23 protein-coding genes and 1 pseudogene are annotated in these 26093 nt (G+C 73.2%); 7 read left to right on the top strand and 17 right to left on the bottom strand.

Annotated elements, in window-relative coordinates:
• Positions 1-320: 320 nt before the first annotated feature.
• Genes OG455_RS32580 through OG455_RS32560 form a run of 5 tightly spaced genes read right to left on the bottom strand, consistent with a single transcriptional unit; the run spans position 321 to position 5961 of the window.
• On the bottom strand, positions 321-1298 hold the full coding sequence (locus OG455_RS32580) for an ABC transporter ATP-binding protein (protein WP_266299874.1): 978 nt from the start codon (positions 1296-1298) through the stop codon (positions 321-323).
• On the bottom strand, positions 1295-2275 hold the full coding sequence (locus tag OG455_RS32575) for an ABC transporter ATP-binding protein (RefSeq protein WP_266299873.1): 981 nt from the start codon (positions 2273-2275) through the stop codon (positions 1295-1297). Before OG455_RS32575 ends, OG455_RS32580 begins: the two co-directional genes overlap by 4 nt.
• Positions 2272-3261 carry an ABC transporter permease gene (locus tag OG455_RS32570; RefSeq protein ID WP_266299872.1) on the bottom strand — a complete coding sequence of 330 codons (990 nt, stop codon included), beginning with the start codon at positions 3259-3261 and terminating at the stop codon, positions 2272-2274. The genes OG455_RS32575 and OG455_RS32570 overlap by 4 nt, the downstream gene beginning before the upstream one ends.
• Entirely contained in the window at positions 3258-4211 is a 954-nt protein-coding gene (locus tag OG455_RS32565; protein WP_266299871.1) for an ABC transporter permease, read from the bottom strand. Before OG455_RS32565 ends, OG455_RS32570 begins: the two co-directional genes overlap by 4 nt.
• Positions 4212-4227: 16 nt before the next feature.
• Entirely contained in the window at positions 4228-5961 is a 1734-nt protein-coding gene (locus tag OG455_RS32560) for an ABC transporter substrate-binding protein (protein ID WP_266299870.1), read from the bottom strand.
• 250 nt (positions 5962-6211) lie between these two features.
• Between OG455_RS32560 and OG455_RS32555 the strand changes: the two genes are divergently transcribed.
• The 3 genes from OG455_RS32555 (at position 6212) to OG455_RS32545 (ending at position 9562) form a co-directional block, all read left to right on the top strand.
• The gene (locus tag OG455_RS32555; RefSeq protein WP_266299869.1) at positions 6212-7657 is read left to right on the top strand and encodes an aminopeptidase P family protein; all 1446 of its coding nucleotides are present in this window, start codon (positions 6212-6214) and stop codon (positions 7655-7657) included.
• A 109-nt stretch (positions 7658-7766) separates the two neighbouring features.
• Positions 7767-8375, top strand: coding sequence for a fasciclin domain-containing protein (locus OG455_RS32550; RefSeq protein ID WP_266299868.1), 609 nt, complete (start codon positions 7767-7769; stop codon positions 8373-8375).
• A gap of 266 nt (positions 8376-8641) precedes the next feature.
• Positions 8642-9562 carry a hypothetical protein gene (locus tag OG455_RS32545; protein ID WP_266299867.1) on the top strand — a complete coding sequence of 307 codons (921 nt, stop codon included), beginning with the start codon at positions 8642-8644 and terminating at the stop codon, positions 9560-9562.
• A gap of 77 nt (positions 9563-9639) precedes the next feature.
• On the opposite strand, the gene OG455_RS32540 is transcribed toward OG455_RS32545, so the two are convergent.
• The 3 genes and pseudogenes from OG455_RS32540 to OG455_RS32525 all read right to left on the bottom strand — a co-directional run.
• Entirely contained in the window at positions 9640-10398 is a 759-nt protein-coding gene (locus tag OG455_RS32540) for a GNAT family N-acetyltransferase (RefSeq protein WP_266301042.1), read from the bottom strand.
• 428 nt (positions 10399-10826) lie between these two features.
• Complete coding sequence (locus tag OG455_RS32535) at positions 10827-11867, bottom strand: nitronate monooxygenase (protein ID WP_266299866.1); 1041 nt, start codon at positions 11865-11867, stop codon at positions 10827-10829.
• Positions 11868-12575: 708 nt separating this feature from the next.
• Positions 12576-12767: pseudogene (locus tag OG455_RS32525) on the bottom strand (helix-turn-helix domain-containing protein); the annotation flags it as partial.
• A 308-nt stretch (positions 12768-13075) separates the two neighbouring features.
• On the opposite strand from OG455_RS32525, the gene OG455_RS32520 reads away from it, so the two are divergent.
• Positions 13076-14062 (top strand): hypothetical protein, encoded by a 987-nt coding sequence (locus OG455_RS32520; protein ID WP_266299865.1) that lies wholly within the window; start codon positions 13076-13078, stop codon positions 14060-14062.
• 213 nt (positions 14063-14275) lie between these two features.
• Here OG455_RS32520 and OG455_RS32515 read toward each other — a convergent pair whose 3' ends face one another.
• Complete coding sequence (locus OG455_RS32515; RefSeq protein WP_266299864.1) at positions 14276-14914, bottom strand: response regulator transcription factor; 639 nt, start codon at positions 14912-14914, stop codon at positions 14276-14278.
• Positions 14911-16350, bottom strand: a complete 1440-nt coding sequence (locus tag OG455_RS32510; RefSeq protein WP_323185611.1) for a sensor histidine kinase — start codon at positions 16348-16350, stop codon at positions 14911-14913. Before OG455_RS32510 ends, OG455_RS32515 begins: the two co-directional genes overlap by 4 nt.
• A gap of 325 nt (positions 16351-16675) precedes the next feature.
• Here OG455_RS32510 and OG455_RS32505 point away from each other — a divergent pair, with 325 nt between their 5' ends.
• Both OG455_RS32505 and OG455_RS32500 read left to right on the top strand, forming a co-directional pair.
• Positions 16676-17749: an FtsX-like permease family protein gene (locus OG455_RS32505; protein WP_266299863.1), complete on the top strand. Its 1074-nt coding sequence runs from the start codon at positions 16676-16678 to the stop codon at positions 17747-17749.
• 79 nt (positions 17750-17828) lie between these two features.
• Positions 17829-18545: an ABC transporter ATP-binding protein gene (locus OG455_RS32500; RefSeq protein ID WP_266299862.1), complete on the top strand. Its 717-nt coding sequence runs from the start codon at positions 17829-17831 to the stop codon at positions 18543-18545.
• Here the strand turns inward: OG455_RS32500 and OG455_RS32495 are convergent.
• A complete protein-coding gene (locus OG455_RS32495) occupies positions 18535-18924 on the bottom strand; it encodes a VOC family protein (RefSeq protein WP_266299861.1) in 390 nt (129 codons plus the stop codon). The genes OG455_RS32500 and OG455_RS32495 overlap by 11 nt on opposite strands.
• Positions 18925-19021: 97 nt before the next feature.
• Between OG455_RS32495 and OG455_RS32490 the strand changes: the two genes are divergently transcribed.
• Complete coding sequence (locus OG455_RS32490) at positions 19022-19474, top strand: helix-turn-helix domain-containing protein (protein ID WP_266299860.1); 453 nt, start codon at positions 19022-19024, stop codon at positions 19472-19474.
• A gap of 172 nt (positions 19475-19646) precedes the next feature.
• Here the strand turns inward: OG455_RS32490 and OG455_RS32485 are convergent, their stop codons facing one another.
• The 6 genes from OG455_RS32485 to OG455_RS32460 all read right to left on the bottom strand — a co-directional run bounded on the left by OG455_RS32485 (position 19647) and on the right by OG455_RS32460 (position 26010).
• Positions 19647-20357 carry a GntR family transcriptional regulator gene (locus OG455_RS32485; RefSeq protein ID WP_266299859.1) on the bottom strand — a complete coding sequence of 237 codons (711 nt, stop codon included), beginning with the start codon at positions 20355-20357 and terminating at the stop codon, positions 19647-19649.
• A 263-nt stretch (positions 20358-20620) separates the two neighbouring features.
• Positions 20621-21565 carry an ornithine cyclodeaminase family protein gene (locus tag OG455_RS32480; RefSeq protein ID WP_323185610.1) on the bottom strand — a complete coding sequence of 315 codons (945 nt, stop codon included), beginning with the start codon at positions 21563-21565 and terminating at the stop codon, positions 20621-20623.
• Positions 21562-22548, bottom strand: coding sequence for a proline racemase family protein (locus OG455_RS32475; protein ID WP_266299858.1), 987 nt, complete (start codon positions 22546-22548; stop codon positions 21562-21564). Before OG455_RS32475 ends, OG455_RS32480 begins: the two co-directional genes overlap by 4 nt.
• Entirely contained in the window at positions 22545-23906 is a 1362-nt protein-coding gene (locus tag OG455_RS32470; protein WP_266299857.1) for an aldehyde dehydrogenase, read from the bottom strand. The genes OG455_RS32475 and OG455_RS32470 overlap by 4 nt, the downstream gene beginning before the upstream one ends.
• On the bottom strand, positions 23903-24907 hold the full coding sequence (locus OG455_RS32465) for a proline racemase family protein (protein ID WP_266299856.1): 1005 nt from the start codon (positions 24905-24907) through the stop codon (positions 23903-23905). Before OG455_RS32465 ends, OG455_RS32470 begins: the two co-directional genes overlap by 4 nt.
• 239 nt (positions 24908-25146) lie before the next feature.
• On the bottom strand, positions 25147-26010 hold the full coding sequence (locus OG455_RS32460; protein ID WP_266301040.1) for a dihydrodipicolinate synthase family protein: 864 nt from the start codon (positions 26008-26010) through the stop codon (positions 25147-25149).
• Positions 26011-26093 lie beyond the last annotated feature (83 nt).

Below are 26093 nucleotides of genomic sequence, written 5' to 3'. Positions count from 1 at the left end.
TGCCGCGGCGCGGTGCTGTGGTGCGGGTGCGGTGGCGCGGTGGTGCTGTGCGGTGCTGTGGCGCCGTGCTGCGGTGCGGTGCTGTGCGGTGCGGTGCTGTGCGGTGGTGCTGTGCGGTGGTGCTGTGCGGTGGTGCTGTGCGGCTCGGGGTTCCGAGGCCGCACGGCGGCGCGGCCGGCCCCGGGATGGGGGCCGGCCGCGAGGTGGATCCCGGCCGGGCGCAGCCCTCAGTGGGTTCCCCGCTGCGCCCGGCCGGGGGTCGGTGGGAGGGTCGGCGCCGCGGCGCTCCCTCAGGCTTGCCGCCCCTGGGGCCGGCCCGCTCAGGCCTCGGGGAAGTGGCAGGCGACCTGCCGCTGGCCCGGACCCGTGGTGATGGTCAGCAGCGGCGCCTCGGTGCGGCAGAGCTGCTGCGCCTTGGCACAGCGGGGGTGGAAGGTGCAGCCGGCCGGCGGGTTCGCGGGGCTGGGCGGGTCACCGAGCAGCACGATCCGCTCCCTGGCCCGCTCGGCGGCCGGATCGGGCAGCGGCACCGCGGAGAGCAGCGCCTTGGTGTACGGGTGCGCGGGGTTGCCGTACACCTGTGCCTTGTCGCCGATCTCGACGATCCGCCCCAGATACATCACCGCGACCCGGTGGCTGAGGTGCTTGACCACCGCCAGGTCGTGCGCGATGAACAGGTACGCCACCCCCAGCTCGCGCTGCAGCCGCTCCAGCAGGCCCACGATCTGCGCCTGGATGGAGACGTCCAGCGCGGAGACCGGCTCGTCGGCGACCACCAGCGCGGGCCGGGTGGCCAGCGCCCGGGCGATGCCGATCCGCTGCGCCTGGCCGCCGGAGAACTGGTACGGGTAGCGCTCCAGGTGCTCGGGGGCCAGGCCCACCAGGCCCACCAGCTCCCGCACCTCGCGGCGGATCGCGGCCGCCCCCAGGCCCTGGGCGCGCAGCGGTGCCGCGATGATCTGCTGCACCGTCTGCCGGGGGTTCAGCGAGGCGAACGGGTCCTGGAAGATGATCTGCAGCTTGCCGCGCAGCGGCCGCAGCGCCCGCTGTCCGAGCCGGGTGATGTCCTGGCCCTGGAAGTCGACCTGCCCCCCGGTCGGGTCGAGCAACCGCACCAGCATCCGCCCGGTGGTGGACTTGCCGCAGCCGGACTCGCCGACCAGGCCGAGCGTCTCGCCCGCCCGCACCTCGAAGCTGAGCCGGTCCACCGCCTTGACCCCGGGCCCCCGGCGCAGCCCCTCGCGCGGCCCGGGGAAGGTCATCTCCAGGTCTCGCACGGTCAGCAGCGGAGCTGTCATGTCGTCACCTCCACGTGTACGCAGGCGCTGCGGTGCCCGTCCGGCGCCACCTGCCGCAGCGGCGGTCGGGCTCCCGTGCAGGCCGCCTGCGGGGCGGCCGCGTAGACGGGGCAGCGCGGGTGGAAGGCGCAGCCGGCCGGCGGCGCGAGCAGCGAGGGCGGCGAGCCGGGGATGGCGCGCAGCGCCTGGCCCTCGGCCCCCTCCAGGTTGGGCAGCGAGTCCAGCAGGCCGCGGGTGTAGGGGTGCCTGGGCGCGGTGAAGAGCGCGTCCACGTCCGCCTGTTCGACGGCCGCGCCGCCGTACATCACCAGTACCTCGTCGGCCACCCTGGCGATCACCCCCAGGTCGTGGGTGATCATGATGATGCCGAGCCCCCGCTCGTCCTTGAGCCGCATCAGCAGGTCGAGCACCTGGGCCTGCACGGTGACGTCCAGGGCGGTGGTCGGCTCGTCGGCGATGATCAGCTCGGGCTCGCAGGAGAGCGCGAGCGCGATCATGGCGCGCTGGCGCATGCCGCCGGAGAACTGGTGCGGGTACTCCCCGGCGCGGCGGGCCGGCTCGGGGATGCCCACGTCACCGAGCACCTCCACCGCGCGGGCCCAGGAGGCCTTGCGGCCGGAGCCGAAGTGCTCGCGGTGCGCCTCGGCGATCTGGTCGCCGATGGTGAAGTAGGGGTGCAGCGCGGTGAGCGCGTCCTGGAAGATCATCGCCATCCGGCGGCCGCGCAGCCGGCGCACCGTCTCGTCCGGCGCGCCGATCAGCTCGGTGCCGTCGAAGTCGACCGAGCCGGTGACGGCGGCACCCCGGTGCAGGCCCATCACGGCCAGCGAGGTGACCGATTTGCCGGAGCCGGACTCCCCCACGATGCCCAGGGTCCGGCCGCGCTCGACGTCGAAGTCGACGCCCTTGACCGCCTGCACCACCCCCTCGGCGGTGTTGAACTCGACCGCGAGATCGCGGACCTGAAGCAGCGTCACGAAAGCCTCGCTCTCGGGTCGATCCAGGCGTAGAGCAGGTCCACGACCAGGTTGGAGCTGACGATGAAGAAGGAGGCCAGCAGCGTGATGCCCATCACCACGGGCTGGTCCGCCTTGTGCAGCGAGTCGGCGAAGAGCTTGCCGACGCCCGGCAGGCTGAACAGCGACTCGGTGATCATCGCGCCGGCCAGCAGGGAGCCCAGGTCCATGCCGAGCATGGTGGCCACCGCCGTCAGCGCCGGGCGCAGTCCGTGCTTGCCGACCACCTTGCGTTCGCGCAGCCCCTTGGCCCGCGCGGTGCGCACGAAGGGCTCGGCCAGGGTCTCGATCACCGAACTGCGGGTCATCCGCGCGTACATCGCGGCGGTGGCCAGGGCCAGGGTGATCCACGGCAGGATCAGGTTCTGCACCCAGCCGATCGGGTCGGCGGTGAAGGCGACGTAGCTGGGGAAGGGCAGCAGCCCGAGCACCACGACCACGAAGTAGAGCAGGATCATCGCGGTGAAGTAGACCGGCACCGCCGCCGCGCCGATGGTGGCGACCATCAGGGTGCGGTCGACCCAGCTGTTGCGGCGCAGCGCGGAGACCACGCCGACGCCGAGGCCGAGCAGCATCCAGACCACGGCCGCGCCGATCGCCAGCGAGACGCTGGTGGGCAGCCGGTCCATGATCAGGTCCCAGACCGGCCGCCCGCTCTGGAAGGAGTAGCCGAAGCAGGGGAAGCCGCAGTGCACCACGTACTGGCCGCTGCCCATGGTGCGGCCGGCGAAGATGGCCAGCACGTAGCGGGCGAACTGGACCAGCAGCGGGGCGTTCAGCCCCATCTGCTGGCGCACCTCGGCGACCCGGTCGGGCGGGCAGTCCTTGCCGCAGAAGGTCACCGCGGGGTCGGTGGGCAGCAGGTAGAAGATGACGAAGGTGACCGCGCAGATCACCAGCAGGGTGCCGGCGATGCCGAACAGCCGGCGGACCACGTAGGCGATCATCCGCGACCGCCCTTGGGATCCAGGGCGTCGCGCAGCGCGTCACCGAGCAGGGTGAAGGCCAGTACCACGAGGAAGAGGCAGGCGCAGGGCAGGACGAAGAACATCGGGTCGACCTTGTAGTAGAGCGAGGAGTCGGAGATCATCTGCCCCCAGGAGGGGGTGGGCGGGCGGACCCCCACACCCAGGTAGGTCAGACCGGCCTCGGCTCCGATCAGGTTGGGGATGGCCAGCGTCAGGTAGACGATGATCGTCCCGGTCAGGTTGGGGAGCACCTCGGTAAACAGGATCCGCGCGCTGCCGGTGCCACTGGCCCGGGCCGCCTCGATGTACTCGCGGTGGCGCAGCGAGATGGTCTGCCCGCGGATCACCCGGGCGATGTAGGGCCAGGTGAAGAGGGTCATCACCAGGATCAGCAGCAGGACCCGGTTGGCGTCCCGCACCACCGAGAGCAGCGCGATCATGAAGATCAGGCTCGGGAAGGACATCATGATGTCCATGAACCGGCTGATCACCGCGTCCACCCGGCCGCCGAAGTAGCCGGCCACCCCGCCGAGCACCACGCCGATCACGGTGATCAGCACGGCGGCGCTGAACGCGACCAGCAGGCTGATCCGCGCGCCGTAGAGCAGGCGGGCGAAGATGTCGCGGCCGAGCATCGGCTCGACGCCGAGCCAGTGCGAGGGGCTCATCCCGCCCAGGCTGCCGCGCGGCAGCCCGCCGAGATAGGGGTCGATGGCCTTCCCGTCGGTGTCGGCCGGCCCGTGGCCGCTGATCGCGGTGAGCACCGGGGCCAGGAGCGCGGCCAGCACGAAGAACAGGATCAGGCCGAGACCGAACAGCGCCGCCTTGTCACGGCGCAGCCGGCGCCAGGTCAACCTCCAGGGCGACAGCGTCTCCTGATGGTCCGTCAGTTCGACCGGTTCACCGGTCTTCTGGAGTGCGGCGGTCATGCTTGGGATCCCCGTATCACTTCAGCGACTTGAGGCCGACGGTGGCGTAGTCGATCTGCGCCGACCAGACCGGCGCGGCGAACGCCCCGGCGATGTTGGAGCCGACCAGCAGCGGCTTCTTCTGCCAGGTGAGCGGGACGGCCGGCGCCTCGTCCATGATCTTGGCGTCCAGCGCCTGCCAGGCCTGGTTGGCCGCGGTGACGTCGGTCAGGCCGGCGATCCGGTCCATCTCGGCGTCCACCGCCGGGTCGTTGAAGCGGCTGACGTTGCCCTGGTTGCCGGTGTCGGTGATGATCCGGCTGTCGAACATCATCGGCAGGAAGGTGGACGCCGACGGGTAGTCGGGGCACCAGCCGCCCACCGAGAGGCCGGTCTGGGTGTTCTTGTTGCCCTCCACCGAGTAGGCGACCGAGGCGTCCACCGCGTTGATGGTGACGTTGATGCCGACCCGCTTGAGCGAGGCCTGCAGCGACTCGGCGCGCTGCTCCTCGGAACTGGCGACGGTGAGGGTGGTGGAGAAGCCGTTCGGGGCACCGCCGGCCGCCAGGTACTGCTTGGCCTTGTCGAGGTCGCCGCCCACCGGGATCTTGAAGTGGTCCACCGAGGTGCCCCCGGTGATCTCCGGCGGCAGCAGGGTGGTGGCGATGTCGGCCAGCGCCGGGCCGCCGACGGCCGCCTGGTAGGCGCCCTTGTCGATCGCGTACTCGACCGCCAGGCGCAGGTTCTGGTTGTTGAACGGCGCCTTGCTGGTGTCCATGTCCAGCAGCGCGTCGCAGTTGGAGTTCTCGCTGACCAGGCGGGCCTTGACGCTCGGGTCGGTGATCACGCTGCTGACCTTGGAGGGGTCGAGGTCCGCGTAGGCGATGGCGCTCTGGTCGTCGCCCTGGTTGGCGATCAGCCGGTCGGCCACGTTGGTGGGGCTGAGCGTCTGGTCCACCACGATCTTGTCGGGGTAGGCCTTGCGGACCGGGTCGGTGGACTGGTCCCAGTAGGTGTTGCGGACCAGCACCAGCTGCTTGCCCCGGTCGTAGCTCTGGATCTTGTAGGGCCCGGAGGAGAACGGGTGGTTGGCGTAGTCGGCGCCGGCCTCCTTGGCCTTGGGCACCGGGGCGAAGGTGGGCAGCGTGACGGTGTAGCCGAACTCGGCCACCGGGCGCTTGAGGTGGAAGACGATGGTCTTGGCGTCCGGCGTGTCGATCGCGGTGCTCGGCAGGTCCTGGCCCTTGAGCGGGCCCTGGTAGTCGGCCGGCGCGTCGAGGTAGGTCTTGGCGTACTCCGGGCCGCCGGGCAGGTCGGGCGAGAAGGAGCGCTCGACGTTGTACTTGATGTCCTGGGCGACGATCGGCGAGCCGTCCTCGTACTTGAGGCCGTCCTTGAGGTGGAAGGTCCAGGTCTTGTCGCCGTCGCTCGGCTCGCCCAGGTCGGTGGCCATGTCCGGGACGATCTGCTCGCCGCCCGCGCCCGGCTCGGCCTTGAAGGTGGTCAGCGTGCGGTAGAGGGTGCGGATGCCGAAGTCCATCTCCGGCTCGACCCAGTTGCGGGTCGGGTCGAGGTCGGAGAAGTCCTGGTCGGCCAGCACGTGCAGGGTGCCGCCCTTGACCGGGGTGCCGCCGATGATGCCGTCACCCGCGGTGGTGAGGCTCTTCTCGTCCGCGCTCGAACCGCTGCCGGTGCTCGAACAGGCTCCGAGGCCGAGGGTCAGTGTCGCCGCGATCGCTGCCGCGAGGGCGACGTGGGTACGCCTGGTCATGTTGCTCTCCGCAAAGGGGGGGGTCCGGCGGGATTGGTGGATGGCGCGGTGTGGCGCGGTAGCGGTCGGGGCTTGGGGGCTGGCCTCGCCCGAGGTGTGACCCGTAACATAGTAATGTGAAATTGCACAGGCAAGGGATCGACCGCCCCGTTACCCAGATGTGTCCGAACGGACCGTCAATCCCCGTTCACCGCAAGGACATAAGCCCAGCTCAGTGCCACTGTCCGCAGGCCGCCGAAGGAGTCGCGCCGTGACCCAGCCCATCCCCTCCGCCAACACCGGGAGCCACGACCTCCCCGTCTCCCCCGCACTCGCGGCCTTCATGGCCACCTCGTGGAGCGCCACCCCGCTGCCCGAGACCGAACTCGTTCCCGGCTACGACGTGATGCCCGCACGCCGCACCAGGCTCTCCGCCGCGTTCCCCGGCGAGCGGCTGGTCGTGCCGGCCGGCCAGCTCAAGGTGCGCAGCCACGACTGCGACTACCGCTTCCGCCCGCACAGCGCCTTCACCTGGCTGACCGGCCTGACCGGCGAGGACCAGGTCGGCAACGTGCTGGTGCTGGAGCCCGACGGCGGCGAGGGGCACGAGCCGGTCCTCTACCTGCGGCCGCGCTCGCCGCGCGACGGCATCAGCGAGGAGTTCTACCGGGACCGCCGCTACGGCGAGCTCTGGGTCGGCCGGCGCCCCGACCTGGCCGAGGCCGGCCGGCTGACCGGCCTGCGGGTGGAGCACCTGGACGGCCTGGAGAAGGTGCTGACCGGCCGCCAGGGGACGGTGCGACTGCTCGGCGGCGTCGACCCGGTGGTGGACGGGCTGCACGCGGGCGGTGGCGACGCCCGACTCGCCACCGTACTGAGCGAGTTGCGGCTGATCAAGGACGCCTGGGAGGTCGAGCAGCTGCAACTGGCCGTCAACCACACCGTCCTGGGCTTCGAGGACGTGGCGCGCGCGCTGCCCACCGCGCTGCGCCACCGGCGCGGCGAGCGGTGGATCGAGGGCATCTTCAACCTGCGGGCCCGCGCCGAGGGCAACGGCACCGGCTACGAGACCATCGCCGCCTCCGGCGCGCACGCCGACGTGCTGCACTGGATCCGCAACGACGGCGCGCTCGACCCGAACCAGCTGCTGCTGCTGGACGCCGGGGTGGAGAGCGACACCCTCTACACCGCCGACATCACCCGCACCCTGCCGCTCAGCGGCACCTTCTCCCCCGTCCAGCGCCAGGTCTACGAGCTGGTGCTGGCTGCCCAGGACGCGGGCATCGCCGCGCTGCGCCCCGGTGCCCGCTACCGCGACTTCCACGAGGCGGCGATGCGGGTGATCGCCGAAGGCCTGGCCGACTGGGGCGTGCTGCGCGTCCCCGCCGAGCAGGCGCTGCGCGAGGACAGCGGCCTCTACCGCCGCTACACGCTCTGCGGCAGCGGGCACATGCTCGGCCTGGACGTGCACGACTGCGCCAAGGCCAGGGCGGAGACCTACCTGGACGGGGAGCTGGCGGTCGGCCACGTGCTGACGGTCGAGCCCGGCCTCTATCTGCAGCCCGACGACGAGACGCTGCCGCTGGAGCTGCGCGGCATCGGGGTGCGGATCGAGGACGACCTGGTGATCACCGAGGACGGCGCACAGCTGATGTCGAGCGCGCTGCCCCGCACGGTGGCCGGAATCGAGGAGTGGATGGGGACGCTGCTCGGGTGACGGTCGGGCCGCTGCGGCCCCGACCTCCCGTGCGGCGCCTTGACGGAGTGTCACTATCTGGCGTATCGGGCCGATTCGTCCCGGTCCCGCCCCGAGGAGGACCTCCGCCATGCGCCGTCGCACGACCCGCTCCGCCCTGCTCGCGGGCCTCGCCCTCGCTCTCGCCCTCCTCCCGCTCACGGGCTGCGCGGGCGCGGGCGGCGGTGATGGCGGTGGCGGTCTGGCGGCGGCCGGACCGCCGCCGCCGGAGGAGCCGTCCGGCCGTAGCTGCGCCGCGCTGCCCGCCGACGGCCCCGGCAGCCTGGAGTCGATGGGCCGCGGCCCGGTGCTCACCGCGATCGACCAGGCCAAGGACCTGACCGCGATGTCCGCGCTGATCAGGACCGCCAGGGCCAAGGACCTCCTCGACTCGATGGACAACGTCACCGTCTTCGCCCCGGACGACGCCGCCTTCGGCAGGCTGACGGACGACCAGCGCAAGGCACTGGCCACCCCGCCGGGCGCCGGCGACCTGCTGCGCAAGCTGATCGTGGTGCGGGACCTACGCAGGAGCGACCTGACGGACACGTCGTACACCTCGCTGCAGGGCGCGGTGCTGCAGGCGAGCGGGAGCGGGGAGGAGTACCGGATCGGAGGCGCCCAGGTGCTCTGCGGCAGCATCCGGACGGCCAACGCCCGGCTCGCGATGCTGGACCGGGTGCCGGACTTCGGCGGGTGAGCCGGTGGGTGAGTCGGTGGGTGGCCCGGCAAGTGATCCGGCGGGTGGTCCGCCCGGCCGGGCGCTGCCCCGCGTGGCGGCTCGCTCCCACGGTCGCGCCGAACGGCACGGGGCACGGGGCACGGGGCCAAACGCAGGGGATCGCACGGAGAGTCGGATGGCACCACGTCAGCAGGACCTCTGTCAGTGGCGGAGCCGCGACCACCGGAGACCCACGGGCGGCCACGCGACCATGAGTGTCAGTGGCCTGTGCCAGAGTGGGCGGCATGCTGGCGATCATCATCACCACCGAGAACGGGCAGCGGCACCTGCGGCCGTCCGCGGCGGAGCTCACCGCTCTGGTCCAGCGGATCGGCTCCGGCGACGACCGCTTCCTGGTGGTCCGCCAGATCCCCGACCTGCCCGACGTCTTCGTCCAGGTCTGGCACGAGTCCGAGGGCGACTACACGTTGGAGCATCGCGACGGCGATCCCCAGTGCCAGTACCAGACCCGGCTCGCGGGCCCGGGGGCGGTGGCCGTCGCGATGGCCGGCTGGGCGCGCCGGGAGCCCGATTGGGACGCCGGGCTGTCCTGGACCGAGGTGGAGCTGGGCCCGGTCCCCGACCCCGTGCCGCCGCTCGTCCTCGACGAGGGCGACCGCGAGCAGCTCGAAGAGCGTATCCGCGAGGTGCTCGTCGGCGGCTACGCGACCAGGGCCGAGCTGACCGAACTCGCGGAGGACCACCTGGTCTCCGGCGAGCACCGCCCGGTCTCGCGCGCGCAGGCCCGGCACCTGGTCGACCGGCTCTGGCTGGAGCGGGTCGCCGAGCAGTCCGGCTGGGTGGGCGAGACCGGTCCCGAGCGCCTGACCCGGGCCTTCTGCGCGCTGGAGGCCGCCGGCCTCACCGCCCGGGAGCACTTCACCTGCTGTCACTCCTGCGGCCAGGCCGAGATCGGCGACGCCGGCTCCCCCACGGCCCGCGGCTTCGTCTACTTCCACTCCCAGTCCACCGACGCGGCCGCGGCCGGCCGCGGCCTGACGCTGCACTACGGCGGCTTCGACAGCTCGGCCGAGACGACGACGGCCGTCGGTCGGGAGGTCGCGGCGGCACTGGCGCAGGTCGGGCTTCCCGTGGCCTGGAACGGCGACCCGCACCGCGCCATCGAGGTGAAGCCGCTGGAGTGGCGCCGCCGCCTGGTCGGGTAGGGGTGCGCCGGGCGGCGGCGACTCGCGCCCGCGGTCGGGCCGCCCGGTGAACGGCCCGACCGCACGCCGGTGTTCTCTCAGTCCTCCAGCGCGATGTACAGCCGGGTGCCCTCCGGCCGGAACCCGACCCGCTCGTAGACGCGGCGCGAGCCATCGCCCGAGTACTCGAGCCAGACCGACTCCGCGCCGGCGGCGAACATCGCCTCGGTCAGCGCGGCGGTGACGGAGGCGGCGATGCCCTGGCCCCGGAACACGGGTCGGGTGCCGACACCCGCCAGCTCCGCGGTGCCGACGGCAGGGGCCGAGACCACCGCGCCACCCGCGCAACCGCCATCGGGCGCCCGGACGAAGCGGACGGCGCCGCCGCTCTCCTGGGTGCGGCGCAGCCGGGCCGTGCCCTCCGGTGACGAGCTGAACTCGCCGGCGAAGGCCTCGGAGAGAGCGCCGTCGATCGAGGTGAAGTCCTCGTCGGTGACCGGCGTCTCCACCACGGGTGTGCCGGGGCCGGCCACCGGGACGGCGAGCCGCTCCGGCGTGCAGACCATGTACTCGTGCACCGCTTCGGTGGTGAACCCGGCCGCCAGCAGGGCGGGTTCCACAGCGGGCGCGGCATCGGGGGCGAACTCCAGCCGGGGCTTGAGGCCACGCTCGCGGAAGGCCTCGATCAGCGCGGCGACATCCTCGGCGGTCGGCTCGGCGCCGGGCAGCGGGGTCGCGTAGTTGATGTACGGACTGGTGGTACTGGGGTCGAACCCCGCCACGAAGCCCCCGGTCTCGATGACGACGGGGCGGCGGCGGAGGTTGGCGACGGCAAAGCTCTGGACGTTGGTGCTCAAGGTGGTGATGACCTCACGTGATGACATGGTGGAGCGCGCTCCCGCCGCGGCGGGCGGTGAAGTGAGCAGCGCGGAGTTGTCTGACCCGGCCGTGGGCCGGGGCCATCACCGCGCGCGGCGAGGTGATGGCAGCGGTGCCTGAAGCACCGCACGTGGGGCCGCCGTGGAAGGACGGTGTGGCACTGATGGGGCGAGAGCTGCCGCGTGGGCAGAGCGCTCAGTGCCGACGGCGGCCGCTGAAGGGCGCCGGAACCATGGACTTCAATCCTTTGTCTGATGTGTGTGCGTGCCGCACAACGGCGTTAACCCTCGCACGAAGATCAGCAGTTGGCAAGAGGCTCGTGGCAGCGCAAACAGCGCCCACCGCGTTCGGCGCTCGGCCCTTGCCGCTGCCCCCTGATCCGCTCGCCCACCACCGTTTCCCGCACCTACCGCCCCGCTTCCCGGAGCTCCCGCCACAGCCGTGCCGTGATCTCACCCGCCGCTCCCGACCGCGCCTGGCGGAACGCCGTCCCCGCCCACAGGTGCATCTGCTGCGTGTCACCGCGCCCGGCGGCGGCAGCGCGTAGCGGGGCGGTGAGGTGGTGCACCTCGGGGTAGGCGTGCGGGGCGTGGTCGGCGTGCCGGTCGGTGAAGGAGTTGCGCAGGCCGCGGGCCACCCGGCCGGTGAAGGCGCGGGTGCGGACGGTCTCGGTGAAGGCCCGGTCCGCCAGCGCGGCACGGTGCGGGGCGGAGGTGCCTGCCTCGTCGGCGAGCAGGAAGGCGGTGCCGAGTTGGACGGCGGCGGCACCGGCGCCGAGCGCGGCCGCGATCCGGGCCCCGTCGCCGAGCCCGCCGGCGGCGATCAGTGGCAGATCGACGGCCGCGCGCACCAGCGCCAGCAGGTCGAGCAGCGGTTCGCCCCCCGGGACGGCGGCGGCGGTGTGCGTGCCGCGGTGACCGCCGGCCTCGGGGCCCTGCACGCAGAGCGCGTCCATGCCCAGTGCCGCCGCTACCCGGGCCTCGGCCGCGCTGGTCACGGTCGCCACCTGCGCCGTCCCCACCGCGCGCAGCGCGTGCGCCTCCTGACGGGTCGGCAGGGCGAAGGTGTAGGAGAGCAGCGGGACGGGGTCGGCGAGCAGCACGGCGATCTTGGCCGCCCAGTCCTCGTCGTCCGGCGCGATCGACCCGGGCAGCGCGACGCCCCAGCGCTCGGCCTCGGGCAGCAACTCGGCGCGGTAGGCGGGCACGGCGGCCAGCGCGGCCGGATCGGTGGCGGCCGGGACGAAGAGGTTCACGCCGAAGGGGCGGCCCGTCAGCTCGCGGGTGCGGGCGATCTGCTCGGCCATCGCGGTGGCGCTCTTGTAGCCGGCGGCCAGCCACCCCAGTCCGCCGGCGGCGTTCACGGCCGCGACCAGCTCGGGGGTGGAGGCGCCGCCGGCCATCGGCGCGGCGGTGATCGGCAGGGTCAACTCGGCGAGGGAGAACACGAGATCCACTCTACGGGCGCACGCCCGCTCGGCGGCACGGACCCACGAGGGGACGGCGGGGGCGCGAGAGGGACGGGGGCACGGGGGGCGCGAGAGGCACGGGGGGCGCGAGAGGGACGGGGGACGGGGGGACGGCGGGGGCGCGAGGGGACGGCGGGGCCCGCCGGACCGTCAGGAGTCCAGTGCTGCCGCGGCCGCTCGGATCGCCGCCAGCCTCTCGGGCGGGCAGCCGGCACCACAGGCCAGCCGCACCGCGGCGTCGGCCACGGCCGCCGCGACAGTGCCGGTGGGCCGCTCGCCGCTCTCCCGGGCCACCGCCACGGCGCCCTCCACCAGGCCGAGCACCAGCTCGCCGCACAGCGTCAGCGCGGCCGCGGGAAGTTCGTCCAGCGGGGCGATCAAGATGCGGTAGGCGTTGGCGAGTTCACCCCGGATCCGACGGAAGTCGGCGAAGCGCTCGCCGCGCACCTCGGGCAGTTGGTAGAGCGCGCCGAGGTTGGAGAGTCCACCGAGCAGCAGCTCGGTGTCGAACCTGACCAGCGCCCAGAGCCGTGCCCCCGGCACCGGCACCGGCACCGCTGCGGACCGGACCGAAGCCCGCGCGCGGGTATCGACCGCCGCACCCGCTCCCGCATCGACTCCCGCCGCAGCTGCCACGCCGCCGGCCAGGTCAGGGGCCAGGTCAGCGCCCAGGTCAGCGGCCGCGCCGGCCAGCAGGCCGCGGGCGTAGGCGAGCGAAGGGGCGACACTCCCCTCCAGCAGGGTGGCGAGGATGTCCTCCTTGTTCGCGAAGTGGTGGTAGAGCGTGGACTGGCGCAGACCGGCCCGCTCGGCGACGGCCCGGGTGGTGGTGGCCGCGTAGCCGTCCCGGGTGAACAACTCGGCGGCAGCCGCCAGCACCTGCGCGCGAGCGGCTGCGCCGCGCGGGGCGGCCGGGGCGGTACGTCCGACCGGGGCGGCAAGATCGGGGTGGTCAGGCCGACCTGGCTGACCAGGTTGACCAGGCTCTCCGAACGGAGCGGAGTCGACTGAGGGCATTCGGTGATCTTCCCACAGTGGACCGACGACCCTGCCGGAGCGCGCCGCCGAGCGGCACCGGCGCGGACGCCCCAAGCCGGGCGGCGTAACTCCGCAGGCCGGCACCAGTGGCACTGCGTAACTTCGCAAGCGAACGACGACGTTCACCCCCTCTCCCCCGGAGCACCCAGATGCGGATCCCCGCCCTTCTCGCGACTGCCCTGCTACTGCCGCTTCCGCTCGCCCAGGCAGCCTCGGCCACGACCACACCGACGACCACAACCGCACCCACACCCGGCGCCTCCCACCTCGCCCCCGCCGTGTCCTACCCGATCCGCAGGCCTCACGGCACCAACCACGGACCCGCCGTCCGCAGCGGCGCCGCCCACCGCGCGGCTTTCGCCAAGGACCTCAGCGTCTCCGTCAGCCCGCCGTCCTTTCCGACGGCGCCCGGCGGCGTCGGGACGATCCTGGTGACGGTCTGCAACAACGGCACCGACACTCCCACCGCCGCGACGCTCGTGGTCAACGGCCCCGCCGACCCCGGGCTCACCCTCACCGCCGGCCCCTACCAGAGCGGCCCGGTGGACGGCGGCTGGAACTGGATCCGCTTCCCGGTCGCGCGGAACCTGGCGCCGGCGAGCTGCGAGACCGACAAGATCTTCGGGAGCACGCTGAGCACCACACCGGGCCCGGCGAGCTACGGCGGCGGCACCGCCGTGGTGACCTGGGACCCCAGCCAGAACCCGGACGACAACGCCACCACCTGGAGCTTCGACACCTCCGCCCCGGTGGACAACGCCGTACTCGAACTGGTCCGGCCGCCCAAGCCGGCCGGACCGGGCAACCCGGCCGACTTCGAGGTGCTGGAGCGCAACCTCGGCCCGTCGAGCGGATACCCGGTTCCGGGCAAGGTGGTGGCCATGCTGCCGGCCGGCTCCCGGTTCCTCAGCAGTGCACCCGACTACCAGCAGTGTGCGATCTCGGCCGACGGCACCACGGCGACCTGCGACGACGACGTGCTCAACACCTGGTCGACCTTCAACCGGGGCTTCGCGCTCCAGATCGACCCGAACGCCACGCCGGGGACCAGCATCCCGGTGACCGTCACCCAGCAGGCGCCGGGCAACCCGGCCCCGCACAGCTTCACCCTGACCGTGCTGATCCCGGTCTGCTGATCCGGTCTGCTGATCCGGTCTGCTGATCCGGTCTGCCGGCCTCGATCTGCCGGCCTCGATCTGCCGGCTCTCGGGCGAAGTGCCTCGCAGCAGCAGCTGATCCGACTGCCCCGGGGCACTTCGCCGGCGCAGCGACCTGCGATCAGGTCATCGCTGCCGGGCCTGCCTGGGCGGCTCCAGCTCCAGCACCGGACCCGGACCCGGACCCGACAGCTAACTGGCCCGGATCAGGCCGCTGCTCAGGCCTGCGGCGATGGCGGCGGTGCGGCTGTCCACGCCGAGCTTCTCGTAGACGTGGACCAGGTGGGTCTTCACGGTGGCCTCACTGATGAAGAGCCGCTTGGAGATCTGCCGGTTCGCCAGGCCCTCGGCGAGCAGCTGGAGGATCTCGGCCTCCCGGGGCGAGAGGGTGGGCCGCCCGGCCCGGACCCGCCCGAGCAGCCGGGCCGCCACCGGCGGTGCGAGCACCGTCTCGCCGCGCGAGGCCGCCTGGACGGCTGCGACCAGTTCCTGCGGCGGGGCGTCCTTGAGCAGGTAGCCCGTAGCACCGGCCTCGACAGCGGCCAGGATGTCGGCGTCGGTGCTGTAGGTGGTCAGGATCAGCACGGCAGGCGGATCGGGCAGCGCGTTGATCCGCCGAGTCGCCTCGACGCCGTGCATGCCGGTGCCCATCTGCAGGTCCATCAGCACCACGTCGGGACGCTCGTGGGCCGGCAGGACGTCCAGCAGGCGCAGCGCCTCGGCTCCGTCACCCGCCTCGCCGACGGCGGCCAACTCGGGCAGTTCCTCCACCATGGCACGGAGGCCGCGACGGACCACGGGGTGATCGTCGACCAGCAGCACCCGGATCATCGCACCGTCCCCGTGCTCTTCGGGGCCTGCGGGACCTCAGGGGCCTCAGGGGCCTCAGGGGCCTTCCGAGGCTTCGGGGTCTTCGGGGGTTTCGAGGGTTTCGGGGTCCTCGGGGTCCTCGGGGTCCTGAGAGGCTTTCCGCTCCGCTCAGCCTCCGCGACTCTCGCGGCGTGGGCCGCGGCGTGGTCGGGCGTCATCTGACCGACGAGGACGATCGGCGGGTTGAACCCGCCGTTCGCGAAGACGGTCGCCGGCAGACCGTCCGGCTCGAACATTTCCGGGGTGATATCGGTGGCGAGTTCGATGAGCGGCAGTGCGACCGCCACGGCCGTGCCCTCGCCGGGTGCCGACTCGACCGTCAGGCTGCCGCCGAGAGCGGCGATCCGCTCCCGCATCCCGTGCAGGCCGAAGCCGCCCACACCGGTGACATCGGCCTGCTCGCGGGGGTCGAAGCCGACACCGTCGTCGAAGACATCGAGGGTCACCGCGTCGTCGAGGTAGCTGAGGGTGACCGCGATCCGGTGGGCGGCAGCGTGGCGGACCGCGTTGGCCAGCGCCTCCTGGGTCAGCCGGAGCAGCGCCACCTCGGCCTCGATCGGCAGCGGATAGGGATCGCCGTCGAGGTGGAAGACAGCGCCGCGGTCGGCCGAGAGCCGGCGCAGCGCCTCGGCCAGGGTGGCGTCCTCCAGCGCGGGCGGGGTGAGCGCCTGGACGAAGCGGCGGGCCTCGGCGAGGTTCTCGGCCGCGGTGCGGCCGACCTCGCCGATCCGCTCGGCGGCCGCCCGCGGGTCGGTGGGCAACGCGGCCTCGGCCGAGCGGGCCAGCATCACGATGCTGGAGAGGCCCTGGGCGAGGGTGTCGTGGATCTCCCGGGCCAGCCGCTGGCGCTCACCCAGCCGCCCGGCCTCGCGCTGGCTGGCCACCAGCTTGCTCTCGGTCCGCACCAGATCCTCGATCAGGCGCTGGCGGGCCCGGCTCTCCCGGTAGAGCGCCGCGTACCCGTAGGCGGTGAGCAGCGCGACCGCGGCACCGGCCAGCGGACCGAGCACCTTGGCCGTGCCGAGCCCGCCCGCGGTGCCGGCCTGGGCGGCGACCACCACGCCGGTCAGGCCCAGCACGCCCGCCACCGCCCAGCGCACCGGCAGCAGGTGCAGGCAGATGAAGTAGAGCGGGAAGGCGAGGTAGCTGAACTCGGGGTGCAGCACGGTCAGCACCGACCACAGGGCGACCACCACGGCCAGCCAGCCGCCGGCCCAGCGCCGGTCGGTGCGGAAGCGCTCGACCTTGCCGCCGAACCCGTAGGCCGCGCCGAGCAGCAGCGCGAGGGCCAGGCCGGCCAGGCCCGACCCGCCGCGGCTCAGCTCGCCGACCAGCAGGCCGCGCAGCAGCAGCACCGCCAACAGGGCGAAGAACAGTCCGTGCAGGGCGAGGCTCATCGTCCGCAGGGCGGGGGTGCTCGCAGAATGCACGGCGAGGACCGGGGCGGGTCGGTCGGCGCCGGCACGACCGTTCGAACGGTCGCGGTCGGCTCGGCCAGGAAGGTTGAGGCGGCTCACGCCATCCGAGGGTACGGGCCTGCGGAGGCTCTGCCGCACGCCACGGCATCAACCATTCGATGGATTCCTGCCTCCACCAGGCGAACGGTCCGCGAGCCGCTCCTCTCGGCGATGGCAGCGGTGGCGCCGACCGCCAGAGTGAAGGCGTTGCCAAACCGGCCCGCCCCTCAGCGGCCGTCGCCGTCACCGTCGAAGAAGGTCTGCCGTGTTCGTCGCCCTGCGGGACATCCGCTTCGCCCGGGGCCGCTTCGCCCTGATGGGCGCTGTGGTCACCCTCATCACCACGCTCGTGGTCTTCCTCTACGGGCTGACCGGCGGGCTCGCCTCGGCGGCCTCCTCCACGGTCGCCGGGCTGCCGGTCGACCGGATCGTCTTCGGCGCACCCGCCGGCGCCGCCCCGACCGTCTCGTTCAGCTCCAGCACCGTCTCGACCGAGCAGCAGGCCGGCTGGACGGCGGCACCCGGCGTAGCGGGGGTCGCACCGCTGGGCCTCTCGATGACCCGGCTGACGGCGGCCGGCGCGGCCGCCTCGGTCAGCGTGCTCGGCGCCCCGGCCCAGTTGCTGCCGCCGCTGCGCTCGGGCACCGCGCCGGGCGAGGGCCAGGTCGCCGTCGGGGCCGACACCGCCACCGCCGACCACCTGTCGCTGGGGCAGCAGGTCCGGATAGGGTCCCGCACCCTGACCATCAGCGCGATCACCGACCAGCGCTCCTACGCCCACGCACCCACCGTCTGGACCACCCTGCCCACCTGGGAGGCACTCAGCGGTCAGAGCAGGCCCACCGCGCTGGCCGTCACCACCGGCCGGGGCGCTGACCTCACCGCCCTCGACCGGGCCCAGAACACCGAGGCCGCCACGGTCGACGGCGCGCTGGCCGGCATCGACGGCTACTCGGCCGAGCAGGGCAGCCTGCAGCTGATCCAGGGCTTCCTGTTCGCGGTGAGCGCTCTGGTGGTCGGCGCCTTCTTCACCGTCTGGACGGTCCAGCGCAAGCCCGACATCGCGGTGCTCAAGGCCGTCGGCGCCAGTAGCGCCTATCTGGTGCGCGATGCCCTCGCCCAGGCAGCCGTGGTGCTCCTGGCCGGCGCTCTGCTCGGTGGCGCGGCGGGCGCGATCGGCGGGGTCATCGCCTCCGCCGGGGTGCCCTTCGACCTGAGCCCGGCCAGCGTCGCGGTGCCGGTGGCCGCCATGGTCCTGCTCGGCCTGCTGGGCGCGGCGCTCGCGGTGCGGCGGATCACCGCCGTCGACCCCTTGGCCGCGCTGGGAGCCAACCGATGAGCACCCAACCGAGGACCGACCCGCCAAACACCAACCGCCGACCCGCCGACCCGCCGACCCGCCGACCAGGAGCAGACCGATGACCACTCCGCTCACCTCCGCCATCGCCGCCCCACTCACCGGCGCGGGCCTGACCCTGCACGACGTCACTCTGACGTATCCCGACGGGGAGCAGCGACTGACCGCGCTCGACCAGGTGTCGCTGGAGGTGGCACCTGGCGAGTTCACGGCGGTCGTCGGCCCCTCGGGCTCCGGGAAGTCCAGCCTGCTCGCGGTCGCCGCCACCCTGCTGCGTCCCGACCGCGGCCGGGTGCTGATAGACGGTCAGGACGCCGGACCGCTCTCCGACAGGGCCCGCACCGCGCTGCGCCGGGAGCGCCTGGGCATCGTCTTCCAGCAGTCCAACCTGCTCGCCTCGCTCACCGCGATCGAGCAGCTCCTGGTCCTCAGCGACCTGCGCGGCGAGCGCCCCGCCCACGCCCGCTCACGGGCCGAGGAGCTGCTCGCCTCGGTCGGCCTCGACCCCGCCAAGCAGCGCCGCCGCCCCCACCAGCTCTCCGGTGGCGAGCGCCAGCGCGTCAACATCGCCCGCGCCCTCTTCGGCCGTCCCGCCGTCCTCCTGGTCGACGAGCCCACCTCCGCGCTCGACCACGACCGGGGCGCCCAGATCGTCGCCCTGCTCGCCGAGGTCACCCGCCACCACCGCACCGCCACCGTGATGGTCACCCACGACCGCGCTCTACTCAGCGAAGTGGACCGGGTCCTGAAGATGGCCGACGGCCGCCTCAGCGGCTGATCCCCGCTCCCATGACGCGCTCCACCAACTCCGGGATCCACTCCACGTACTCGACCTCTGCGCCACCGCGATGGCGCGCGTACAGGAACCGTCCGGTGACACCGGTGCTCACCGGTGCGGTGATCTCGGCGCCGGCGGCCGCAAGCGTGCTGGTCAGGGCATCGAGGTCGTCGACGATCACGGTGGCGCTGGCGTGGGAGAAGCGGGCACGCTCCGCGGGCGGCCCCGCGATGACGAGGAAGTCGCCGATCGCCGCGAGTTGGATGGAGCCGAAGACGAAGCGGAGATCGGGTTCCGCGCCGGTCAGTTCGCGCAGCAGTGCCAGCGAGTGGTCCAACTCATCGGTCCACAGGCGTGCGTAGGTCTTGAGAATGGTCATAGCGCTTGTCCTCACGGTCACTTGTGAATACCTGGGAACCGTAGGAGAGTGACGAGCTCAGAGGGAAGAGCGCACCTTTTCGAGAGAAGGGCACCTCGTGGTTACCGAAGAGGTCAAGCGCGTCGCGGAGGACGACGACGTGACCCGCGCCCAGTCTCTCGCGCGTGAGATCTTCTCCGGCATCGCGAACAAGTGGACGCTGCTGGTGGTCAGCGTCCTCGGCGAGCGCACTCTGCGCTTCACCCAACTTCGCGGTGAGGTGGAGGGCATCAGCCACAAGATGCTCACCCAGACGCTGCGCGGGCTCGAACGCGACGGACTCGTCGAGCGCACCGTCTACCCGACCGTGCCGCCGCGGGTGGAATACGCGCTCACGGACGCGGGCCAGGCCCTGCGGCACACCGTCTACGGCATGTGCGCATGGACTCGCCGATACCTGGACCACATCGAGGAATCCCGCGAGCGCTTCGACCGGGCACCACGGGCCGTAGCCACAGCCGCGGCCGTAGCCACGCCCATCAAGGACCGACCGGCGTCAGCCGACCGCTGACGGTGCCCCGCCTCGGGCGGGCCTACTCGTGTCCGAGCAGCCTGTCGACGTCGAGGCTGACAGCGGAGGACGAAGCGAGCACGTTCACCCGATCGGACGCACGCGCTCGCTCAGCCCCGCAGTCACCCCCGGCGGGCCATGACCTACGACCTACCGCGCGTTTTCCACACCCCTACCGTGCGCCGAGCCGCAGCGCGGGGGGCTTCTCGTTGTTCTCCTCCTGGCCCTCCGCCCAGAGGGAGCGGATGTGGCCCAGGTGGCGGGCCATGCAGGCCTCGGCCGCCGCGGCGTCGCCGGAGAGCATCAGGTCGAGCAGCTCCAGGTGCTCCTCGGCGGAGGAGACGAGCTCGCCGCGCTGGTCGAGCCGGGTGAGGCCGTAGAGGCGGGAGCGCTTGCGGAGGTCCCCGACCACCTCGACCAGGCGGGCGTTGCCGGCAAGCCCGAGCAGGGTGAGGTGGAACTGGCGGTCGGCCTCCAGGTAGCCGATCAGGTCGTGCTGCCGGGCGGCGGCGACGATCTGCTGGGCCACCGGGCGCAGCGCCTCCAGTTGGTCGTGGCTGGCGCCCCGGGTGACCCGGCCGACGGTGGGGACCTCGATCAGGGCACGGATCTCGGTGAAGTCGTCCAGGTCGCGCTCGGTCATCTCAGTGACCCGGAAGCCCTTGTTGCGCACCGCCTCGACCAGGCCCTCGCGGGCCAGGTCGAGCATCGCCTCGCGGACCGGCGTGGCCGAGACACCGAAATCGGCGGCCAGCGCGGGGGCGGAGTAGACCACGCCGGGGCGCAGCTCACCGGAGATCAGTGCGGCCCGCAGCGCGTGCGCGACCTGGTCACGCAGGCGCTCCTGGACGGAGATGAGAGGGCGGGGCTTCGACTCGGTCACTTGCGGTCCTCCGGAAGGTGCGGAGCACCAGCGTACAATGTCACGTTTTGGCTGGACCCCAGCTGGGCCGGACCAGTCCGCGAGCAAGTCATTCCTCAGGCGGGCCGGACCATCATGCATCCTGACATGCCGTCAGGGGAACGCCTGCGCCATCCCGGCCCCCCGGACACCCCAGGACACCCCCAGGACACCTCGGGGACTTCCAGGGCCGTCGGCCCGGGTGCCGCTCGCCCCGCCGGCCCGACTCACCCCGCTCAGCCGGCTCACCCGCCGCCTCCGCCGCCATCTCCCGGCAGCGACGCGTGACGCCGGTAGAGCTCGGCCGCGACCGCGAGATCCTCCCAGGCCATTCCGACGCTCTTGAAGAAGCGCGGCCGGTCCGGCGGCACCCGGTCCCCGCTCTGGTCGGCCTGGCCCGCCACCAGCTCGGCGAGGTTGGTCCACCGCTCGGGCGCGGTGGCCGGTCCCGCCAGTAGCAGGTCCCCCGCCTCGCGTCGGGCCACCGCCCGCGCCTCCACGTAGCAGGCGGCGCGCGCCACCAGGGCGGTGTCGACCTCGCGCCCGGTCGGCGAGTGCGAGCCGACCGCCGCGACCATCGCGTGGGCCGGCACCAGCGCGCCGTCGAAGAGCGGCTCGCTCGCGGTGGTGCAGCAGACCACCAGGTCGGCCCGGGCCACCGCCTCGGCGCCGCCCACCTGCGCCGCCAGCCCGCGGGCCCGGGCGTAGCGGGCCAGCTGCTCGGCGGGTCCGGGGCGCCTTGCGACCACGGTGACCCGTTCGAGCGGCCGCACCGCGCGCAGCGCGTCCAGATGGCCGTAAGCCTGCGGGCCGGCGCCGAAGAGGACGAGGTGCGCGGCCCCGGCCTCGGCCAGCCGGTCCACCGCGACGGCGGTCACCGCCGGGGTGCGCAGCGAGGTGAGGGCGGCGCCGTCCAGCAGTGCGAGCGGGAGCAGGGTGGCGCCGTCCAGCAGCAGGTAGCTGCCGGTGATGCGAGGCAGCCCGCGGCCGGGGTTGGCCGGGGCCACTCCGGCGATCTTGACGCCGGCGTACCCGCCGACGGCGGCCGGCATCAGCAGCAGCTCACCATCCGGCACCGCCACGCTGGTGCGGGCCGGGCAGGCCTCGACGTCCAGCCCGGCCCGCAGGGCGGTGACGATCGCCTCGATGGCCTCGGACATCGTCAGATCGACGGCAGGCTGGCTGATCACAGCAGGAACCCCGTCCCCAGCGCGTCGTCCTGGTCCAAGGTGAAGCGGTGCTCCCCGGTGCGGTGGGCCTGTCCGGTGACCTCGGTGAGCACCCCGTCCGCCGGCCGCCCGGGCACCTGCCCCAGCACCCGCCCGGTGAAGACGGTGCCGATCACGGACTCGTGCCGCAGCTCCTGATCCGGTCCGAGCCGCCCGTCCTCGGCCAGCAGAGCGAGCCGGGCCGAGGTGCCCGACCCGCAGGGCGAGCGGTCGAGCTGGCCGTCGGCGAAGACGGTGACGTTGCGCTGGGCGGGCCCGGCCGGGGTGTCGGGCAGCTCCTGGTGGAAGATCACTCCGTAGAGGTCGTACTCCGGTGCCAGTGCCGCCCGCACCTCGCGCCCGAGCACGGTGAGCCACGGCAGGCCGGCAGCCGTCACCTCGTCGACCGCGACCGAGGCGTAGACGGCGCCGGAGTCGGCCAGGTCGACTTCCAGCGGGCCGGCCGAGGTCGCCACCGATCGCTTGCGCGCCAGCACCCGGGTCGGCACGTTGCGGAAGGCGACCGCCGTGGTACGGCCGCCGCTGCGGTGGACCAGTGCGGTCACCCGGCCGGAGGGCACGTCGATCCGCACCCGCGCCGTGCCGTCGGCGGGCGCCGGCACGAGGCCGCTGTCCACCGCCCAGGCGCCGAGCGCCATGGTGCCGTGCCCGCAGGCGGTGGAATAGCCGTCCTTGTGGAAGAAGAGCACGCCCAGGTGCGCCTCGTCATCGTCCGGCGGCACCAGGAACCCGCCGTACATCCCGGCGTGGCCGCGCGGCTCCCGGGTGAGCAGCTGCCGCACGGTGTCCAGCCGGCCGGGTCGGGGGCGGGTCGGACTGCCGCCGGCACCGATGGCGATCGCCCGGCGTTCGGCGACCGAGTCCCCGGGGACGGGCGGCAGGCCCTCGACCACGATCCGGAACGGCTCTCCGGCCGTGTGGTAGTCGACCGTGCGGACGATCACCGGGTGCTCCCGGCCGGCAGCAGCGAGACGGTGCGGCTAGCGGTGTAGAAGTCGAGTGCCGCCTGACCCTGCTCACGCGCCCCGTACGAAGCCGCCTTGGCGCCGCCGAACGGCAGGTGGAAGTCGACACCGCTGGAGGGCGCGTTGATCCGGATCATCCCGGCGTCCAGCCGGTCGGCGGCGGCCAGCGCGACGTCCAGCTCGCGGGTGTGCACGGAGGCGGCCAGGTTGTGCCGGGTGGCGTTGGCCAGCGCGATCGCCTCGTCGAGGTCGGCGGCGGGCAGCAGCACCGCGACCGGTCCGAAGAACTCCTCGGCCAGCAGCGGGTGCCCGGCCGGCACCTGGGCCAGCAGCGCCGGCTCGACGAACCAGCCCTCCCCCTCCGGTCGCCCGCCGCCGGTCAGCAGCTCGGCGCCGCCCGCCACGGCCGAGGTGACCGCCTCGGCCAGCCGGTCCCGGGCCGCCGCCGAGATCACCGGGCCGCTGTCCGCACCGGCCGCCGCCAGCGCCTTGACCAGCGCCGCCCGCAGCGGCTCCAGCGCGCCGCCGACCGCGATCACGCGGCTGGTGGCGGTGCACTTCTGGCCCGCGTAGCCGGCGATCGCGAAGGCCAGGTGTGCGGCGGCCTGCTCGATGTCGGCGTCCGGCAGCACGATGGCCGCGTTCAGGCCGCCCATCTCGGCCTGCACCGGCACCGAGCGCTCGGTGGCGGTGCGGATCACCGCCTGCCCGGTGGCGGTGGAGCCGGTGAAGGAGACGACATCGGCGGCCGAGACCAGCGCCGCGCCCTCCTCCGCGCCGCCCGGCACCACGGAGAGCACCCCGGCGGGCAGCGCCAGCACCTCGGCCAGCCGCAGCGCGCAGGCGGTCGCCTCCGGCGCGGGCTTGATCACCGCCGTGTTGCCGACGGCGAGGGCGGGCGCGAGCTTCCAGACCGGGATGGCGAACGGGAAGTTCCACGGCGTGACCAGCCCGGCCACGCCGTGGGGGCGGCGCCGGGTGAGCAGCAGGCCCTCACCCGCGGCGGGTTCGTGCACCGCGCCGGCCGGCGCGTACGGGGCCTGGGCGTAGTAGCGCAGGATCGCCTCCGTACGGGCCACCTCGCCGCGGGCCTCCGCCAACGGCTTGCCGACCTCCCGGACGGCCAGGGCGGCCAGCTCCTCGGCGTGCGCCGCCACCGCGTCGGCGGCCCGGCCGAGCGCGGCCGAGCGGGCGGCGGCGCCGGATGCGAACCAGCCGGGCTGCGCGGCCCTGGCCCGCTCGACGACGGCGGCGGTGCCGAAGGCGCCCGGCACCGGGGCCTCGACCACCAGGTCGGCGGGGTCGGCGGGGTTGAACGAGCGGACGGTGACGCTCACAGCAGGAAGCCTCCGGGGAAGGGGTCGGTGGGGTCGAGGAAGTACTGCGCGGTGCCGGTCACCCAGGCCCGCCCCGTGACGGTCGGTATGACGGCAGGCAGGCCGGCCACTGTCGTCTCCTCGAGCAGCCGGCCGGTGAAGCGGGTGCCGATGAACGACTCGTTGACGAAGTCCTGCCCCAGCGGCAGCTCGCCACGCGCGTGCAGTTGGGCCATCCGGGCGGAGGTGCCGGTGCCGCACGGCGAGCGGTCGAACCAGCCGGGGTGGATGGCCATCGCGTGCCGGGAGTGCTCGGCGGTGGACCCGGGGGCCAGCAGGTTGACGTGGTGGACGCTGTGGAAGGACGGGTCCTCGGGGTGCACCGGGCGGGCCGGCGAGTTGTTGATCGCGTCCATCAGGGCCAGGCCCGCCGCGAGGATGTCCTGCTTGCGCTCGCGCTCGAAGGGCAGTGCGAACTCGGCGAGCGGCAGGATCGCGTAGAAGTTGCCGCCGTAGGCCAGGTCGTAGCCGACCGTGCCCCAGCCGGGGACGTCGATCGTCTGGTCCAGCGCGACCGTGTAGGAGGCGACGTTGCGGATGGTGACGGCGGTGGCGGCGCCGTTCTCGACCCGCACCTCGGCGGTGACCAGCCCGGCGGGAGTGTCCAGGCGCACCGTGGTGACCGGTTCGACCACCGGCACCATGCCGGTCTCCACCAGCACCGTCGCCACCCCGATGGTGCCGTGCCCGCACATCGGCAGCAGGCCGGAGACCTCGATGAAGAGCACCCCGAAATCGGCGTCCGGACGGGTCGGCGGCTGCAGGATCGCGCCGCTCATCGACGCGTGGCCGCGCGGCTCGTACATCAGCAGGGTGCGGAATTCGTCCAGGTGCTGCTGGAAGTGGATGCGGCGCTCGGCCATGGTGGCACCGGGGATGATGCCGAAGCCGCCGGTGATCACCCGGGTGGGCATGCCCTCGGTGTGTGAGTCGACGGCGTGGAAGACGTGCCGGGTGCGCATGGGTGACCCTTCGTCAGTGGGCGGCGGGCGGCGGATGAGCGGTGGCGGGTGACGGGCGATCGGTGGCTGGCGGCTGACGATCGTCGAATGACGACGGGATCCCGGACAGGCGGTGACAGATGACAGATTTCAGATTCTGTCATCTCACTGTCGATCGACCGACGGACGGGCCGGTCGATCGACAGTAGGTGACTGACAGCCGGCGGGCAGCCAACGGCAAGCGGCAACCCGCCGGGCGCTCAGCTCAGCCCCTCCGCGAGCGCCTTCTCGGTCGCGGCCCGTACGGCGGCCTCGACCTGCTCGGTGAGCGGGCCGCGCGGCGGGCGGACCGGGCCGCCCGCCAGACCGGCGATGTCCATCGAGAGCTTGATCGCCTGCACGAACTCGGTCTTGGAGTCCCAGCGCAGCAGCGGGTGCAGCGCCCTGTAGAGCGGCAGCGCGGTGGTCAGGTCCTGGGCGACAGCGGCCCGGAAGAGCGCGACCGAGGCCTCGGGCAGCGCGTTCGGGTAGCCTGCGATCCACCCCACCGCGCCCGCCAGGGCCAGCTCGAGCAGCACGTCGTCGGCGCCGATCAGCAGGTCGAGCCCCGGGGCCAGCTCGGCGATCTGGTAGGCGCGACGGACGTCGCCACTGAACTCCTTGACCGCCACGATGCTGCCCTCGGCGTGCAGTTCGGCCAGCAGCTCCGGAACCAGGTCGACCTTGGTGTCGATCGGGTTGTTGTACGCGACCACCGGCAGACCGGCCTTGGCCACCTCTGCGTAGTGGGCGCGCACCGCGGCCGCATCGGCCCGGTAGGCGTTGGGCGGCAGCAGCAGCACCGAGCCGGCGCCGGCCTCCGCGGCCTGCTCGGCCCACTGGCGGGACTCGGCGCTGCCGTACGCGGCGACGCCCGGCATCACCCGAGCCCCGTCCCCGGCCGCCTCGACGGCGGTGGTGACGACCCGGGCGCGCTCCTCGGCGGTGAGCGTCTGGTACTCGCCGAGCGAGCCGTTGGGGACCACGCCGTCGCAACCCGCGTCGATCAGACGGCGGACGTGCTCGGCGTAGGCGTCGTAGTCGACGGAGAGGTCCGGGCGCAGCGGCAGCGTGGTGGCGACCATGATGCCGCGCCAGGGACGGGTGCGGTCGTGCTGGGGGTGGGTCACGAGCATATCTCCTTGGTGAGGTGTGACATTTTATAAAG

The organism is Kitasatospora sp. NBC_01287 (genome assembly GCF_026340565.1).
Classification (GTDB): Bacteria; Actinomycetota; Actinomycetes; order Streptomycetales; family Streptomycetaceae; genus Kitasatospora.
Note: the sequence above shows the minus strand (reverse complement) of the source record. Positions and strands in the feature narration are given on the sequence as shown.